At 54.7% G+C, this 16155-nt stretch carries 12 protein-coding genes; 7 read left to right on the plus strand and 5 right to left on the minus strand.

From position 1 onward, the window contains the following. Window positions 1-533 precede the first annotated feature (533 nt). The 7 genes from IV01_RS19495 (at window position 534) to IV01_RS19465 (ending at window position 7315) form a co-directional block, all read left to right on the plus strand. The gene (locus IV01_RS19495) at window positions 534-1556 is read left to right on the plus strand and encodes a glycosyltransferase (protein WP_032626745.1); all 1023 of its coding nucleotides are present in this window, start codon (window positions 534-536) and stop codon (window positions 1554-1556) included. 2 nt (window positions 1557-1558) lie between these two features. Next, window positions 1559-2695, plus strand: coding sequence for an NAD(P)/FAD-dependent oxidoreductase (locus IV01_RS19490; RefSeq protein ID WP_032626746.1), 1137 nt, complete (start codon window positions 1559-1561; stop codon window positions 2693-2695). A gap of 12 nt (window positions 2696-2707) precedes the next feature. Further along, window positions 2708-3499 carry an NAD(P)-dependent oxidoreductase gene (locus tag IV01_RS19485; protein ID WP_032626747.1) on the plus strand — a complete coding sequence of 264 codons (792 nt, stop codon included), beginning with the start codon at window positions 2708-2710 and terminating at the stop codon, window positions 3497-3499. Next, window positions 3496-4332 (plus strand): sugar phosphate isomerase/epimerase family protein, encoded by an 837-nt coding sequence (locus IV01_RS19480; protein WP_032626748.1) that lies wholly within the window; start codon window positions 3496-3498, stop codon window positions 4330-4332. The genes IV01_RS19485 and IV01_RS19480 overlap by 4 nt, the downstream gene beginning before the upstream one ends. Beyond that, entirely contained in the window at window positions 4329-4685 is a 357-nt protein-coding gene (locus IV01_RS19475; RefSeq protein ID WP_032626751.1) for a multidrug transporter, read from the plus strand. The genes IV01_RS19480 and IV01_RS19475 overlap by 4 nt, the downstream gene beginning before the upstream one ends. Window positions 4686-4852: 167 nt before the next feature. Beyond that, complete coding sequence (locus tag IV01_RS19470; protein WP_032626753.1) at window positions 4853-5662, plus strand: glycosyltransferase family 2 protein; 810 nt, start codon at window positions 4853-4855, stop codon at window positions 5660-5662. Between the two features lie 36 nt (window positions 5663-5698). Next, a complete protein-coding gene (locus IV01_RS19465; protein ID WP_032626755.1) occupies window positions 5699-7315 on the plus strand; it encodes a hypothetical protein in 1617 nt (538 codons plus the stop codon). Window positions 7316-7414: 99 nt separating this feature from the next. On the opposite strand, the gene IV01_RS19460 is transcribed toward IV01_RS19465, so the two are convergent. The 5 genes from IV01_RS19460 to IV01_RS19445 all read right to left on the minus strand — a co-directional run bounded on the left by IV01_RS19460 (window position 7415) and on the right by IV01_RS19445 (window position 15845). Continuing rightward, on the minus strand, window positions 7415-8869 hold the full coding sequence (locus tag IV01_RS19460) for an oligosaccharide flippase family protein (RefSeq protein WP_080290223.1): 1455 nt from the start codon (window positions 8867-8869) through the stop codon (window positions 7415-7417). Beyond that, complete coding sequence (locus tag IV01_RS19455; protein WP_154232184.1) at window positions 8869-10458, minus strand: hypothetical protein; 1590 nt, start codon at window positions 10456-10458, stop codon at window positions 8869-8871. Before IV01_RS19455 ends, IV01_RS19460 begins: the two co-directional genes overlap by 1 nt. Before the next feature lie 32 nt (window positions 10459-10490). Further along, window positions 10491-13646 (minus strand): hypothetical protein, encoded by a 3156-nt coding sequence (locus IV01_RS19450; protein ID WP_032626761.1) that lies wholly within the window; start codon window positions 13644-13646, stop codon window positions 10491-10493. Between the two features lie 73 nt (window positions 13647-13719). Further along, window positions 13720-14682 carry a glycosyltransferase gene (locus tag IV01_RS0124640; RefSeq protein WP_154232185.1) on the minus strand — a complete coding sequence of 321 codons (963 nt, stop codon included), beginning with the start codon at window positions 14680-14682 and terminating at the stop codon, window positions 13720-13722. A gap of 59 nt (window positions 14683-14741) precedes the next feature. After that, complete coding sequence (locus IV01_RS19445; RefSeq protein ID WP_229636093.1) at window positions 14742-15845, minus strand: glycosyltransferase family 2 protein; 1104 nt, start codon at window positions 15843-15845, stop codon at window positions 14742-14744. Between the last annotated feature and the right edge of the window lie 310 nt (window positions 15846-16155).

A 16155-nucleotide genomic window follows, 5' to 3' on the forward strand; every position in this document is an offset into this window, starting at 1 on the left:
CAAATCGCCTCGCTGCAGATGGTGCCGACCGCGTTGGTGCAAATCGCCTCGCTGCAGATGGTGCCGACCGCGTTGGTGCAAATCGCCTCGCTGCAGATGGTGCCGACCGCGTTGGAGCAAATCGTCTGAGCTGATACTTGTTCTGCTTCACTACACCAGCCCGGCTTTTGCCGGGCTTAGTTTTTTCTGGAATTAGCACTTACCCAAAAGTGTCTAGCCTGATAGCGCGACAAAAAACCGTTACCCAAAGATCGTCAATTTTTATTTTCCAATAAAAACAAATAGTTAAAGACCTATTTCCAGCCACGCTAAAAAACTGACGAATGAATTTGACAGCCCTCCAATCTAGCGCTGATATAGCAGTGGCAACTTAATACCTCCTTCAAGCTATGAGGCCCCGTTGAATGACTCTGGCGAGTATTCGGCAGGCGGTAGCTATTCCTTGTGTTTCCGGACACTTGCTTCACTCACGATGTTTCGCAGTTTGAGTTTTGCCGGTTTGAGTGTCGGATCCATTTTCCGAGAGGATTAATATGGATTTTTTTCCTGGCTTTTTGTCGGTGGTGCTTCTGGTGCGCAATCAGGCAGACACCCTCGAACAGACTCTCCGCGAAGCCACTGCCGTGGTCACGTCTCTGGTTAGGGACTACGAGCTGATCCTAGTGGATAACGCATCCGACGATGACAGTATTTCGGTATTGAAACGCCTGAGCAGTGAGGAAGGACTGGCCAATCTTCAGGTATATGCGCTCACCAAAGAAGTCGATGCGGATACCGCTTCATGGGTCGGACTTGAGAACGCGCTGGGTGACTTTGTCGTGGTTATCGATCCGCTCACCGACGACCTCAACTTCATTCCGCAAATGCTCAACCGTGCCATCAAGGGTTCTGATGTGGTGTTTGCCAACAACGCCAAGAAACCTGCGCAGAGCTTGGCCTATCGCAGTGCGTTTTCGGTATTCCACTGGTTGTACAACCGCTTCAACGGCATCAACCTCGCCAATGAAGCGCCGCAATACCGGATGCTCGGCAAGCGGGTCATCAACTTTATTCTGCAACACCCCCATCCCTCGATGTCTTATCGACACTTGCCAGCCACCGGCGGCTTTACCCGCGCTTATCTGCAATACAGCACCCCCCCCAAGGCATCGCGACCCAAGCAATTGGGCGACAGTATCGACCGGGGCGTGCGCTTGCTGGTCTCCACGACCCGGGCGCCGATGCGTTTGGTGACTGCGCTGTCGCTATTCGGCGCAGTTGGCAACCTGCTGTTTTGCGCCTACGTAGTGGCCATCGCAATCTTCAAGACTGAAGTCGCGCCCGGCTGGATCAGCGTCTCGCTGCTGCAATCAGGTATGTTTTTCCTGATCTCGCTGGTGTTGCTGGTGTTGGGTGAATACATCCTGAACATGGCCACGCTCTCCAATGAGGGGCCGGCTTATCACGTGGGTCAGGAGTTCACCAGCGCCCGCATGACCCGCCGGGAAAAGCTCAACATCGTGGACAGCGCCATGCGTCCTGACGTGGTGGTAACCCTTAGCGATAAACGGTCCTGATCATGGCTGGCGAAGAAGCCCCCGTGGACGCCGTCATCATCGGGGCAGGCTTTTACGGCTCGGCCATTGCCATCTACCTGGCCCGGGAAAGAGGCCTGCAAAAAATTGTCCTGATCGAACGCGAGTCGGCGCTCATGCAGCGCGCGTCGTTCAACAATCAAGCCCGAGTGCATAACGGCTACCACTATCCGCGCAGTTTCACGACGGCTTATCGCAGCCGAATCAACCTGCCGCGTTTCATTGGTGATTGGCCGGAGATCATCAAACAAGACTTCACCAAGCTCTACGCCATTGCCCGGCGCAATTCGAAGGTCACAGCCAAACAGTTCGAACGTTTCTGCCGGGACATCGAAGCGCCGATTCAGCGCGCCGAACCAACCCTGCGCAAATTATTCGAACCGCACTTGATCGAAGAGGTATTCCTGGTCCAGGAGTTCGCCTTCGACAGCGAGAAACTGGCGAACTGGGCCAAACGCTCGCTCGCCGAGTGCGGCGTGCAGATCCGCTATCAGAGCGAAGTCACCGGCCTATCCAGAAATGCTACCGGCACCTTGGAGGTCGCAACCCGCCAGGCTGATGGTGTGGAGCAGCAGCTCACCTGCCGTTATGTCATCAACTGCACCTACAGCGGGCTGAATCAGTTCGCGGGGGATTTCAGCGGAACCAGCGCCGAGCTCAAACAAGAAATCACCGAGATGCCGCTGCTCAAGCTTCCTCCGGAGCTGGATGAACTGGGCATCACGGTGATGGACGGACCGTTTTTTTCCATCATGCCGTTTCCGGCCCGCGGCCTGCACACCCTCTCCCACGTGCGCTACACACCGCATCTGCACTGGCCTGACCAACACGGGATCAACCCCTACGAAAAGCTTGCGCAGTATCACCAGGAGACCCGGGTGGATCACATGCTTCGCGACGTAGAGCGCTACATCCCGGCGATCCGCAAGGCTGAATACGTCGAGTCGCTGTTCGAGGTCAAAACCGTTCTGCAGATGAGCGAGGGCAACGACTCACGGCCCATTTTTTTTGAAAGGCATTCAACGCTGCCGGGCACCTATTCGGTACTGGGCGGCAAGATCGACAACATCTACGACGTGCTGGAGAAGCTCGATGCAGAGCCATTTACCCGACTTGATTAAGCAGGAGCTTTCATGACCCATGCACTGATCGGCTACTCCGGATTTGTGGGCAGCACCCTGCTCGCCCAGCGACCTTTCCAGCACCTGTATCGCTCCAGCAACCTGGGAGAAATCCAGGGCGGCACCTTTGACCGGGTCATCTGCGCGGCAGCTCCGGCGCAGAAATGGTTGGCCAACCAGGACCCACTGGCGGACCTGCGCAATATCGAAGTCCTCATCGAGCATTTGCAACGGCTGACCTGTAAACAGTTCGTGCTGATCAGCACGGTCGACGTCTTCAAGAACCCTCAAGGTGTAGACGAAGACAGCGAGGTCGATGAGGCCGGACTGCATGCGTACGGCCTGCATCGGCGCTGGCTTGAGCGATTCGTGGAGGCGCAATTCCCCGAGTCCTTGATCGTCCGTTTGCCGGGTCTGGTAGGGCCTGGCCTGCGTAAAAATGTGATTTTCGATCTTCGTAACGGCAACCAGTTGCAGGCCATTGATAGCCGCGCGATCTTTCAGTTTTATCCGATGGTCAACCTTAGCACCGACATCCAGACTGCTCTGGATGCGGGCCTGCCGCTGGTGCATCTGACAGCGGAACCGATCAGTGTCGCTGACGTTTCGCACAGAGGCTTTGGCCAGCCGTTCGACAACGTGCTGCCCGGCACACCCGCGCGCTACGACCTGCAGACCCGGTATGCCGAGCTGTTCGGCGCGCAGGGGCGTTATCAGTATCAGGCTCGGGAAACCCTGATGGCGATCCGTGCCTACGCGCAATCCGAACCGCTGACCATCAAGGACGAAGGAGCAGGTGCATGAGGCTGGCCATTTCCAACATCGCCTGGGACGTGGCGTATGACGAGCAGGTCGCGGCCCTTCTTGAGCGCAATTCGATTGATGCCATCGACCTCGCTCCCGGCAAATACTTCCCTGACCCGCTCAACACCAGCACCCAGGACATCGTGCGGGTCAAGCGCTGGTGGGCGGAGCGAGGCATAGAGATCACCGGCATGCAGGCGCTGTTGTTCGGCACCCATGGGCTGAACATGTTCGGCCCGCTGGAAAGCCAGCAGGCCATGCTGCAACACCTGGCAGCGGTTTGCCGGATAGGCGCGGGCCTGGGCGCGACCCGACTGGTGTTTGGCTCACCGAAGAACCGCGATCGCAGCGGTTTGAATGACCAGCAGACTGCTTATCAGGCCACGCAATTTTTTCGACAGCTGGGGGACATCGCGCTGCAAGCCGGAGTGACGATCTGCCTGGAGCCCAACCCGGCCTGCTACGGCGCCAACTTCATGACCGACAGCGGGGAAACTGCACGGGTCGTGCGGCTGGCGTCCCATCCTGCGATCCGAATGCAGCTCGATACCGGCGCGCTGACCATCAATGCTGAAGACCCTCACGCACTGCTCAAAGCCCGGTCAGACCTGATCGGCCATGTGCACATCAGTGAGCCGCAACTGGTGCCACTGGGCGACGGTGCGACCGAGCACGCCAATATGGGTCAGGCCATTGAGCAATATCTGCCCAATCACGTGGCGTCCATCGAGATGCTTGCGCCGCCAAACGAAGCGCCCATGGTGGCCATCGAGCGGGCCTTGCGCGTTGCATCCTGGCATTACCGAAAACCGCGCCGGAGTCGTGAACAATGAAGTGGCTCATCCTGCTGATCGGCATTCTTTCCAACGCGTCGGCCAGTGTGCTGGTGAAGATGGCGATGATGCCGCCGCGTCAATTTCCGTCCTTCAAGGACCCCGCCAGCGCCTTGAGTAACTGGCCGTTCTGGCTCGGATTGAGCCTGTATGGCGCGGCATTCCTGCTGTACGCAGCCGCCCTCGCCAAATTGCCACTGAACGTCGCTCACCCAGTACTCACGGCCGGGGCGATTGCTGCCGTGGCCTTGTCCTCGGCAATGATTTTTCGTGAGCCGTTCTACTGGACCACCATTGCCGGGATCGTGTTGGTCATGGTCGGCGTGGCGTTGATTACGGTGCATGTGGCGTGAGTATGGAAGACGAATTCGGTGAATCTGTGGGAGCGGTGCTTGCCCGCGATAAGGGCGACGCGATCTAAAGTGAATCGAGTCCAGCCTTATCGCGGGCAAGCACCGCTCCCACATTGAGATCGCATTTTCCCCGTTGAAGCTGATGAACTGTTTAACGAGAGGCCCCCATGACAGCTGCTGACACTCCCCCAGCCCAGCGTGCCAGCTGGCAAGTACCGGCTTTTGACACTTTGTTCTGGCTGCAGCGCCAGCATCGCTGGTGCGTGGTGATCCCGGTGATCAACGAGGGCGCGCGGATCAAAAGCCTGCTGACCCGCATGGCCACGCTGAAGATTGCCGATATCGCCGACATCATCATCATCGACGGTGGCAGCACGGACGGTTCACTGGAGCCTGCAGCCCTGCAAACCCTGGGGGTACGCGGGCTGCTGCTCAAGACCGGCGCGGGCAAACTGAGCGCGCAACTGCGCTGCGCCTACGCCTTCGCACTGGATCAGGGTTATGAAGGCATCGTCACCATCGACGGCAACGACAAGGACGACCCGCAAGCCATCGGGCGCTTCATCCAGGCGCTGGAGCAAGGCGTCGACTTCGTCCAGGCCTCGCGCTTCGTCGCCGGCGGCAAAGCCGAGAACACGCCAAAATCCCGTGATCTGGCCATCCGTCTGATCCATGCGCCGCTGCTGAGCCTGGCGTCCGGTTTCAAGTGGACCGACACCACCCAGGGCTTTCGCGCCTACAGCCGCAAGTTATTGATAGACCCACGGCTGGCGATCTTTCGCGATGTGTTCAGCACCTACGAACTGCTCGCCTATCTGTCCTATCGCGCCCCGCGGCTGGGCTATCGCTGCGTCGAGCTGCCCACCGAACGGCGTTACCCCAAAGGCGAAGTGCCCACCAAGATCAGCAGCGTCAAAGGCAACCTGTCGATCATGCAGGTGCTGTTCAAATCCTGCCTGGGTCAATACAACCCCTGATCCACCGCTGCAACACTGTCTACGGGAAAACCCAAAATGCCTTACCTGAGCCTGCTGCGCCGAGACTGGAAGGCTGTCGGTTTACTGTTGCTGGTCTGCACCTTTTTTATTCTGATTCCTAACCTGAAGGGCAGTACGGTCCTGACAGACCCCTTTCACGAGGGTGAATACTTTGCGATAGCGGTCAATTATTTCTCCCTCAAACCCCAGTCGTTCCAACCCCTGAGCATCCATGGCGCGCTGGACTTCATTCCAGCCCTGATTGCCCGGCATTGGTGGGGCGATGATCGTTATTTCCTGCCGACGGCGGCGATCTATGCCGCACTCAATATCGCCGCCGCTGCACTGCTGCTGTTGATCACCCATACACTGTGCAAAACCCGCCCGTACCAATGGATTCTGCTATTGGGCATGGCCGTGGCCGCGCCGTTTTTCGTGGGCTATCGCGACCTTCTGTTACTGGCCTCGCTCTACTGCTTTCTGGTCTTGAGTGACAAGCCCAGAAACACCGGCCATATCGGCTTGCTGGTCGTGCTCGGCGCCCTGATCGGCTTTGGTATGTTCTGGTCGTTTGATCGCGGCATCGCCACTGTCGTATGCGTTGGTCCGGCAATGCTGTTGATGGCCTGGTACAACCGGATCAACCTGGTGGCTGCGGCTGCTTTTGGCGTGACCGTACTGGTGCTCGGGTTGTTTTTCCAAGGTTTCTCCATCAGTGGCTATCTGGAAAACCTCAGCGTGCTGCTGCAGACATCCGGGCAATGGAGCTACGGGTGGAGGCTGGACACTGCGATCCTGACGGCATTCGTCGTGCTGATTAATCTGTGGGCAATCATTCTCGCGATCCGTGCGTACTTGCTTTCAAGCATTGGGGGTCAGGATCTGGCACGCACCCTGGCGCTGCTTCTACTCTCGGCCATCATGTTGAAAATCGGCGTTAACCGTGCCGATGTCGAACACGTCTTTTACGGACTGTGGGCACCCTTGCTCCTAACCCTGAGCCTGGCCCGCTCCACTTTCACGATCAGCAGATTGATCCTGCTTGCGCCGCTGATCATCACGATCGGGGCGGCGCTGTCGTTCAAGTTTCATCACGTCGGTTTTTTCCTGATCGCCTGCCTCCTGGTTTACATCTGCGTCCCCCACCGCGAGTTGGGCGATTTCCGTCCGAGCCATCTGCTGCCCGTGACACTCATCGGGGTCTGCGCATTGGCGGTTCTCTACAGCGGGCTCAAGCATTTTCGCGAGGGTCAGTATCAGTGGGTGACGCACCTGATTTCACCGCCCGGCAACACCGAGGCGGTTACCCAAGGCGTGAAATGGGCGTCGCAACGGCTGCTGCAAAGTCAGGCCAGCTGCGTGTTCGACCTGTCCAACAACGGTGTGATCAACGGCCTGCTGAGTCTGCCGAGCTGCACGCGCTTCACCTACCCGGTCTACGCCGCTGCGCAACACGAAGCAGAACTGATCAGCGCCCTCACCAACACCGCCCCGTCGGCCATCGTCTACTCCTCGACATTCCCTTCATACAGCATCGACGGCAAAACCATGCGTGAGCGTTTCAAGGCGCTGGATAGCTACCTGACGGCTCGTTATCCGCGGGAAGAGTGTGCTAATGGGTATTGTGTGCGGTATTTGGGGGCTGGGGGGTGATTTAGGGCGGATTCCGGGATGAGACGCGAGCCTGGCTTTTGCCGGGCTTTTTTTCGCCTGTTGCCCAGCGCATCACTACTTGCCGGGCAAGTGTGGCGTTCAAGGCTGAGGCAGTTCTGCGGCCCCACCTCGCAGCAGTGGGTGATAAATCGCACGTAGACCCATCACGGCGCAGATTCCGGTCAGGCCACTGAGCAGCAGCACTTTCATCTGCCAGGGGGCATCGGCACAGGCAAACATGAGCAGCGCCACAAGCAGCCCGATGATCAGCACCCAGGCAGAACGGAAAAGTCGGGCATCGGTCTGGATCAGCATCACCAGCATGGCGGCGGCATCTATCACAACCCGCAGCGTCCAGACCCACGCGACGCCTTCGATGCCAAATCGGCTGACGGCAACGTACACACAGGGCACGAATACTAACATTTCGACCATGTGCAGCCGGGCTATCGAGCGCGCTTTACCATAGCCCAGCAGATAGGTCTGATAGAGCTGCGCGAGACAGTTCACCAATACTCCGATCGATAGAATCATCAAGGGCAGAGAGGCACTGTTCGCGAACTGCAGAGAAATCCATTGCTCAAGGATTTGTGGAGCAAACAGTATCAGTGCCGTAATCACCGGGGCTACGGCGGCCAGTGTCATGACACTGGTGATGACCAGAAGCTGATTGTTGACGCTATTGAACGATTTGCCTCTGGCCATGTAAGGGAACAGCACGCCCCCCAGCGCTGAAGGGACGATGAACAAGCGAGTCACGAACTCGTAAGGCGTGGTGTAAAACGCGAGAAAAGGCGCATGAGGGCTGTAGGCAAGCACAAAGCGATCAGCGTAAAGCATGACCGCGCTGGTCAGATTCGAAACGGTTATCCAGCCCCCAAAATTGAGCAAATGTTTGATTTCTATGAGACGCCGGGCACGACTCGTAGGGCGGGTAGGCAAAGGCTGATGTACCACAAACGCGGACCTGCTGGCCCATGCCATGGTCAGACAACCCAGGATACGTGCCAGCAGCATGATGGCAATGATGAAGTCGAGCCTGGGTGCAAACTGCAGGGTCAGAACCGGCACAAGAAACGTCACCAATCCAAAGCCAAGCCTGACAAGTGCAACGACATAGAAACGCCTCAGCCCCTCCAGCACACCACGGTAGCCGCCGCTGGCGATTACGAACGGGATGTTTGCAGCGACCAGCAGCGCGCTGTTGAAGAACTCCCGCTCCCCGATCGCAAAACGTGAGTAGTCGAAAAACCTCAGCACCAGCAGAGCCAGCACACCCATGATCAGGCCGAGAAGCCCAAGCAGCAGCAGGCCGGCGCGCACCACCGGCCCAAGACGTCGAGGCTGCCCATGAAGCTGGGCAACGCGCTTGGTCAGGGCTCGCGATACGCCGAGATCAAAGAGGCTGGCATAACCGATCACCGCCCAGACCAGCGTCAATACCCCGAAGCGCTCCAGCCCGAGCCCAGCGATTATTCCGGGGACCGTAACTACACCCACAAGCAGCGGGACAACCAGAGAAAGCAGACTCAAAAAACCGTTGCGGACAAGCATCAGGCGACAGACCGGCTGCGAATAAACCCCCACGGCAACACCGCGAAGCAGGCCAGTAGCATAGCAATTGCAAACGCCGCAAAGCCCGCCACCGGAAACGTCAGCCGCTCAAGATGGCGATAGATCGCAGCGAATTCCATCAGGCAGCTCCAGTCGGCCGAGTGGTAAATACGGCCGGTCGCAGTCTTGAAGGTGCAGCCAGCGAAGAGTGAAAGCTGCAGCCAGGTGACCCCGGCAAACAAACAAAATGAATAACCCAGCCAAATGCGCCATGCCAATGCTGCGCTAGAGAAGCTGGACCTGAGTTCATTTGCTCCCAAAGCAAAAAGCAGGCTCAGCGGAGGCATGAGGATATGCAGGTACCAGCCAGGCGTACCCGAGCCGACTTTGTCATCGGCAATCCTGACCAGCAGGTAATACACAAGGCTGGCGAACATCACGCTGGTCACCCAGATTGCCAGGACTGATAACGGTTCGCGCAAACGAACTCTGCAGAAGGAAGCCAGCGTCAGAACAGTAGTCATGAGCAGCAGAGGCAGAACGAGGATGACCGGCGGATAGGCGCTGGATGCGGTCCCGCCCCATATGAAAGTCAGGCCGATATTCAACAGGCCTTTAAGTAGCTGCTGCGGGTGTTTAAACCCTGCGAGCCAGACCCAGGACGCAAAGTCATCGCTATGGGTTAATTCCACCAGCCCGGTCAAACTGCCTCGGTCAGCAACGTTGGCCAGATAACCTCGGCTGGCAATCGTCAGAAACAGGCCCGTGACGATAAGCGTGCCAAACCAGGTCCTGGCGCGCTCACGAGCATCATCCGTGGCAGTACCGATCCACAGCAGCCAACCCACCATCACCAAGGTAATTGGCAGGAAAGTCACTTTGGTCAACCCGCCGAGGCCCAGCAGCACACCCAGCCCCACATACCACCACCACGACAAGGGGCTCATCGCTCGCTTGGCCGCCCACGCCCACACCATCCCAAAAAAGAGCATGACCAGCGCGTCATTACCAAGGCGTGCGAACTCAGGCAGCAGCCCAGGAAACAGAAGTACCCAGAACGACACCACCTGGCAATAATCACCAGTGATCCGTGGATAAAGAACCCGTATCGCCTCAGCCGTAGCTGCCACGCCTATTGCCAATCCGGCAAAGGCTACCGACCACGAAATCAGACGCAGCCAGAACAGTTGCGCAGCCCAGGACTGGTCAGCTGTGGCTGTGATTAGCGGCGCTATCAACCGGTAATACAACGGCGGGTGCTGAGCCTGCCAATTCGGTATTTCCCCTGCAGTGAATACCCGCGCGTGTGCAGGCGAATCGTGAGCAGAGTTTGCCCGGGAAAGAGGATCTGAAAACCACTGGCGATAGGTAAAACCGCCGTTTTCATCGAATGGCGGCGCAGTCAGATAGGGCATTGGCGCAGTGGTTTTGTAGTGCTCAATGTCCATCGATAGCTTGCCCGACTCGAAAGATGGGACCTTGGCCGTATCAGCTATTTGCTGAGCATAAGAGTAATGAGCGAGTTCGTCGTAGCCTTCCCAGGGTGGGCTCAGCGCAATGAATGAAATGCCTAATAAGTAGACCGCCAAGGAAATCACCCAGGTGAAACACCGCCCGCTTCTCAAGGACAGACACTCGACGTTGAACGGCCTATGACTGCCGCTAGGCGTGCAACGGGAAGGCTGAGTTTCCGGTAGCGAATCGCTGTAATGTCCAGAGCCGTTCGAACTCCAAAAGGAGCTATCGATTTGATTTTGATGCGTATCTGATCATCCCGAGGAAAGACCGGGAATCTCACCCTGTGCTCGTTTGGATTCAAGGTAAGTGGAACACCCAGGAAGTCATCGATCAACGCTATGTGCCGATTGCTACTTCCTATCAGCGGGATTGACCCCTGCCAGCCGGAAATGGAGTAGTCGAACTCAACGACGTAAGCAGTAGTCTCACACCCGGCATCGCTTGCGCGTGATGTCTCTACCGGTATGACGATATCTTGCTCTGCAGTGTCTGCGTTACGTGGCCAACTCATCCAGTCAGTGACTGTCGAATAATGCTCGCCCTTCCTCCAGAACGACTCAAATTTGGAGTGAGCTGCGAAGTCGTAAGAGGAGGCAATATATTCAAAGACTGGCCACCGAGAACGTACCAGCCAATTATCGTACCAGATGAAATTATTGACATAACGACCTGATGGCACGGATATAAACTCGGGGTCCAAATCCTGAACACCCTTGAGATAAGCGTTGAATAATGCGGTATCAAACGCATGAAAAAAGAAGTCGATATTCGAAGCGGACGGTACCTGATTAACCGTTTTGGCACTCAAAATACCTTTCATCAGCTGAAAAACAGGTGTGATGGTCCCAACCGTATTGAACGCAGATTTATCCAGATCACCAAAATGCATGCCATATGAAAGTTGCTTAGCTTCAATTCGACCACGCAGATCAACAACTCCCTGCTGGGCATCTACATTGACCACGCTGGCGGATTGACCATTGCTGACTAACCACAGCTGTCGCCGGCTCTTCATTTCTGCCAGCACAACCCTATCATTGAAGGTGACTCGTGTGATCAGTGTCTCACCGTCGGCAATGTCCAGGTTATAACTGAACGCCCCGTCTGGATTGACATGTAATACGACGCTATAAGAAGCACCGTGATCAAAATCAAATGGAAACGGATGCTGACTGGAGTCAAGTGTGACGACGCCGCCTGCGTAGATTGCTGTAATGGCGTAGGTGTGCCCGTTCAGGGAGAGATGATCACCGACTCGTAATTTCTCTTGCTCCCCGTCACGGACTCGTAGCTGTAAGTTACTCCCTCGATAAATCCCGTCGTAAAAATATCCATCATAGGTATTCTGCTCGATCACCAGCCGATGACTATCAAAATTTAGATAACTCTCTGCGCCTTTTCTATAGCAGTCTATAGCTTTCAAATACTGCCCATTTTTTTCAGACACGGTTGACTGATTAAAATAAATAAAACCTGAGGACCTATCGACCTCAGCAATAATGCGTTGGACGCTGCCAAACAGACAATAATCCCCCGGCGCCAGTGATGCAGGAATTTTTTCATTCAGCTTAATACGGTACAGGTTCTTGACGCCCTCGTCGTAGCCACTGACAAAAGTAAATTCTGGATAAATCACCCTAGCCGCTGCATTCCCATTGGCATAATCAAGCGCCAGAAACTGGGACGAGTGATACCGGTCATCCGGTTCGATGCTCAACGGATAAAATGGGATCTTTACACCCAAGTCGGGCTGACTCATAAAAATTGCACTGTTCATGATTCTCAACATTCGAACATTATTGGGAATATTCAGGACAAAGAATATCGAGTACACACATCCCACTACTGCAACTACAAGCATCCAGGGTGCCACTGATAGAACATCGTATAGTACACCCGTGTGTCTCCCCTCTCTCAAACTAGAAATATCGATGCGCCTGAAGCCCGCATCAACCAAAAAAATGATGCCACTGACTAGAATGACCTTTATTGCACCATCGGCGTATTGTTCGCCCGAGTAACTCGCGAACAGGGAAGTTAATCCTAGCAGCCCATAAAGGCCGCCTATCAGGGTAAAAAAGAACAGCCTTCGGTCCGCTCCCCTACTGCAGAGCCATGTCACGAACCATAAAAAAGGGATTCCCAACAGACTGACCACAAGCTTTGCTGACACTTTAAAGGTCGAGCTGTTTGGCCGGGAAAAATCAAGCGGTGAATGAAGAAACTCGTTTGGGTAGCTGCCGTAGAACCAGGTCTGGTTCCTGGAAATATCCAATAGGTAGGTCAAAGGCTTTTGCGAGCCAAAGAACAACTCATTGACGGCCATCAAAAAAATGATGGACATCACCACCAGCGCAGCTGAAGAAATCACTACCCACAGTGGCCGCGAGCGCATGACCATGGCGTTCGCGAACAGCATCGTCAGCAGTAAATAAAAGGCCTGCTCGCTACCCAGATAAAATGAAATGACAAATACTGCCACTTGAACAAATAGTGTCGAGCGAAAAAAGCGCTTGGGGAAATCCCGGCAATAGCTCATATTGGCCAGGCGAGAGGATAAGAACGCAATATATAAAAAAGGAATAATTGATCGAATCGCATAAACATGGACGCCTTCAATGGGATTTTGCGTGCCGAACGCAAAGCGATTCGTCACCAAGAGCCCAATGAGCAGTAACCAAGAAATAACCAGTCTGTCGCGTCGAAGACCGAGCCAATAAAACATGGCAAAATAGCCAGCGGGAAGTAGAAGATCAAACAGTTTTGCGGAGAACTGAGAGGCAAAGAAATCACCGCCAAACAACTTGAAAACGGGATAAATTATCAAGGGAATCAATTGGCCATGAAAGTAGAAGAAATCGCGCCCCGGCCACTCTCCAGCCTCCATTCTCTTTAGCGGAAAGAAAAGCTGAAAAGCACCGTCATACTGAGACCCGTCGTAAATTCTTGCGCCCACATAGACATTGAGTAAGCCGAATGATACGTAACCCACAATTATTAGCATGCAAAAAATATTAATTAGCTTGTTCCAGCTGACTAATCGCCCCAAAAACCGCAGTGAAAGAATCGCGGCAAATAGCGTAACGGCCACAGGGAACAGCTTTATAAATGGAAGGTATCGATCCGAAAAAAACACACCCACAACGCATAACAGCACAATTACTACTGACAAACATAACAGCGCACCACGAACATTTGCTGCCGCCTCACGCTCCGATACCAGCCACTCCATTCCTTTTGAAAATAATGTTCTCAGCATGGCGCACTCGTCATTTGATTCCCCGATTGTTGCGCCCCTCAGCAAAAGAGCGGCGAGATGAAGAGGAGATATTTCACGTCACCACGTTGAGCTTTTCACGCCGTGTCATCCGTGCACTCGTGAACTCTTGACCCACGTGGTAACTCGGCCCTTCGTTAGACAGGCTGGCCATATTGATGATGTATTCACCCAGGACTAGCAGAACCAGGGAGATCAGGAAGAACATGCTCGATTGCAGCAGGGAAACACTGACCCATCCCGGGGCAACTTCGGTTTTGAAAATGGCGATCACCACCACATAGATACAATAGAGCAGATTGGCCACTGCACCGAACAGGGACAGTGTTGTGACCAGTCGCATCGGAGCCCGGGTGGTGGATACCAGTAAGCGCATCCCACGGTCGATGCTTTCACCCAGATGCTTTTTGCGGCAGGCACTGGGCGTGGCGCTGTAATGCAAGTAAGCGCGTATAAAACCGCCGGTGGCGGGGAGATGTCGATAAGACATGGCGGGCTGCGGGTGCTGAAGAATGAAGTTGATTACCCGTCGGCTCAGCATCCGGTATTGCGGCGCTTCCGTGGCAAGGTGAATACCATTGAACCAACGATACAGTCGATTAAACACGGCAAATGCCCAGCGATAAGCCAGGGTTTGAACAGGCTTTTTGTCATTGTTGGCAAACACCACATCGGCGTCCTGCATGGCCCGGTCCAGCATTCTGGGAAGGAAATCGATGTCGTCGGACAGTGGGTCGATGACGGCAACAAAATCACCCAGGGCATTTTCGACTCCCACCCATGAAGCGGTATCCAAATCGACTTCTTTGGTCAGGGCATAAACCTGCAAGTTTGCGAGCCCGGCCTCACCGGTCAAGTGCTTCAATACCGAAACACTGCTGTCTTCAGAAGCATTGTCGACGACGATCAGCTCGTAATCGCTGACCTTGCCAGCAATCATCAGCGAGGTTCTTTCGAGTATCTGCTGGATAATTGCGGACTGATTTTTAAGCACAAAAACCACTGATAAAAATGGCACCTGAAGCTCCTCCTCATCCTGCAGGTCTGGCTGCGTCAAACGCGCGGTCCTATATCTCGTCAAACTTTCCTGATCACCGTCGCCATCATCAGTCCGAGATTTCCCAGCAAGGTTTGGCGATAAACACCCGAGCGCTTCAAGCGTTTTAGCCGGCCGAAAAACCCTTCAGAGCGTAGCGCCTTGAAGTGCTCGAATACTTGAAGATTCTCGTCGGTCAGTCGATATTTGACGGTCTCAAGGCCCGCTATATTTGTGCTGTTCCAATGTTTGAAACGGCCTTCAAACATCATCCGAAGCCTGATGTAACGCGCACGCCAACCGGCATTGGAGCCAACCAGATTGTTGATGTGCTGACGGTAATGCACATAAGGCCGGGCATCATAAAACAGGCGTCCGCCCGCACCACTGACCAGTAAATAAGCCCACCAGTCATGAGAAACGATGTCCAGCCCTTCCCCCGTCTCCTGGAGTAACAACCGGGCAGCATGATTAAAGACCATGGTGTTGCCACCGCCGATGCTCTGCACTAATGCATTGGCGAATGTGGGCGGCCTGCGAAACAGAGGGGAGTAGCCCAGAAATTCGTCACTTTCACTGACCAGCCGGGTACGTCCGAAATACAACGCCGGCACATCCTGGGGACACCTCTCGAGCCAATCCAGAGCTGCCCGTAATTTTCCCGATTCCCAAACATCATCCTGATCACACCAGGCATAAAAATCAGCGTCCAATGCCGTGTTGCACACGTTGGAAATAAAATTTCTGGCAAACCCTCGCCCGGGCCCTCGCCACACACTGACTTTGTCCTCGCCCCACAGGGCGCGATAGCGATTGGCGATCGTGCAGGTTGCATCTTCCGAACCGTCGTCTGAAATAGCCACATGCCAATCATCAAACGTCTGCGATTTGATCGACTCCAGCTGCTGTTCGAGAAAGTTCTGACCGTTATACGTACACATCAGTACGAGTACATTGGGTTTTGCAGAAGCTGGTTTATCGCAGCACTCACTCGCCACAGCAGCAGGCGAGATAGCTACCGCTTCCAATGGCGACTCGGTGAAATCTGGCTTTATGGAACGCTCGTGACTTTCACTTACCGACGCAGTTACACGCGAACTACCATGAATACTGCTAGAGGTTCCGGTCAAATGATCATTGATCATCGGCGGATTACCTGAGCAAAGTATCGTTCATCCTTGTGTAGAGCAGTGTGGCATCCAAAACAGCACGACGAGTGCTTGGGCGATGGATGGTATGTTACTCCTGACATTATTTAAAACAGGTGTAAAAAAAATCAGCCTGACGCGTTAAATAACTGACCAGTGTATTGTTCTTTTTACAACTAACTGTAAAGTCAGGTTAACTTTCATATCGCAAGCCATGCAAATCACGCGAGGGCTATTGTCGCAACTCATGCATCTGCGCGGGTTCGATAGGCGCGCAATGTCGATGGCTTTGCCACATAATCCCCAG

This window comes from Pseudomonas syringae (assembly GCF_000737245.1).
In the GTDB taxonomy this organism is placed as follows: Bacteria; Pseudomonadota; Gammaproteobacteria; order Pseudomonadales; family Pseudomonadaceae; genus Aquipseudomonas; species Aquipseudomonas syringae_J.

Excerpts from the sequence above, each read along its gene's own strand:
- IV01_RS19475 (WP_032626751.1), top strand. The coding sequence starts at position 4,329 with ATGAAGTGGCTCATCCTGCTGATCGGCATTCTTTCCAACGCGTCGGCC.
- IV01_RS19485 (WP_032626747.1), top strand. The coding sequence starts at position 2,708 with ATGACCCATGCACTGATCGGCTACTCCGGATTTGTGGGCAGCACCCTG.
- IV01_RS19445 (WP_229636093.1), bottom strand. The coding sequence starts at position 15,845 with ATGATCAATGATCATTTGACCGGAACCTCTAGCAGTATTCATGGTAGT.
- IV01_RS19490 (WP_032626746.1), top strand. The coding sequence starts at position 1,559 with ATGGCTGGCGAAGAAGCCCCCGTGGACGCCGTCATCATCGGGGCAGGC.
- IV01_RS19450 (WP_032626761.1), bottom strand. The coding sequence starts at position 13,646 with ATGCTGAGAACATTATTTTCAAAAGGAATGGAGTGGCTGGTATCGGAG.
- IV01_RS19465 (WP_032626755.1), top strand. The coding sequence starts at position 5,699 with ATGCCTTACCTGAGCCTGCTGCGCCGAGACTGGAAGGCTGTCGGTTTA.
- IV01_RS19495 (WP_032626745.1), top strand. The coding sequence starts at position 534 with ATGGATTTTTTTCCTGGCTTTTTGTCGGTGGTGCTTCTGGTGCGCAAT.
- IV01_RS19480 (WP_032626748.1), top strand. The coding sequence starts at position 3,496 with ATGAGGCTGGCCATTTCCAACATCGCCTGGGACGTGGCGTATGACGAG.
- IV01_RS19460 (WP_080290223.1), bottom strand. The coding sequence starts at position 8,869 with ATGCTTGTCCGCAACGGTTTTTTGAGTCTGCTTTCTCTGGTTGTCCCG.
- IV01_RS19470 (WP_032626753.1), top strand. The coding sequence starts at position 4,853 with ATGACAGCTGCTGACACTCCCCCAGCCCAGCGTGCCAGCTGGCAAGTA.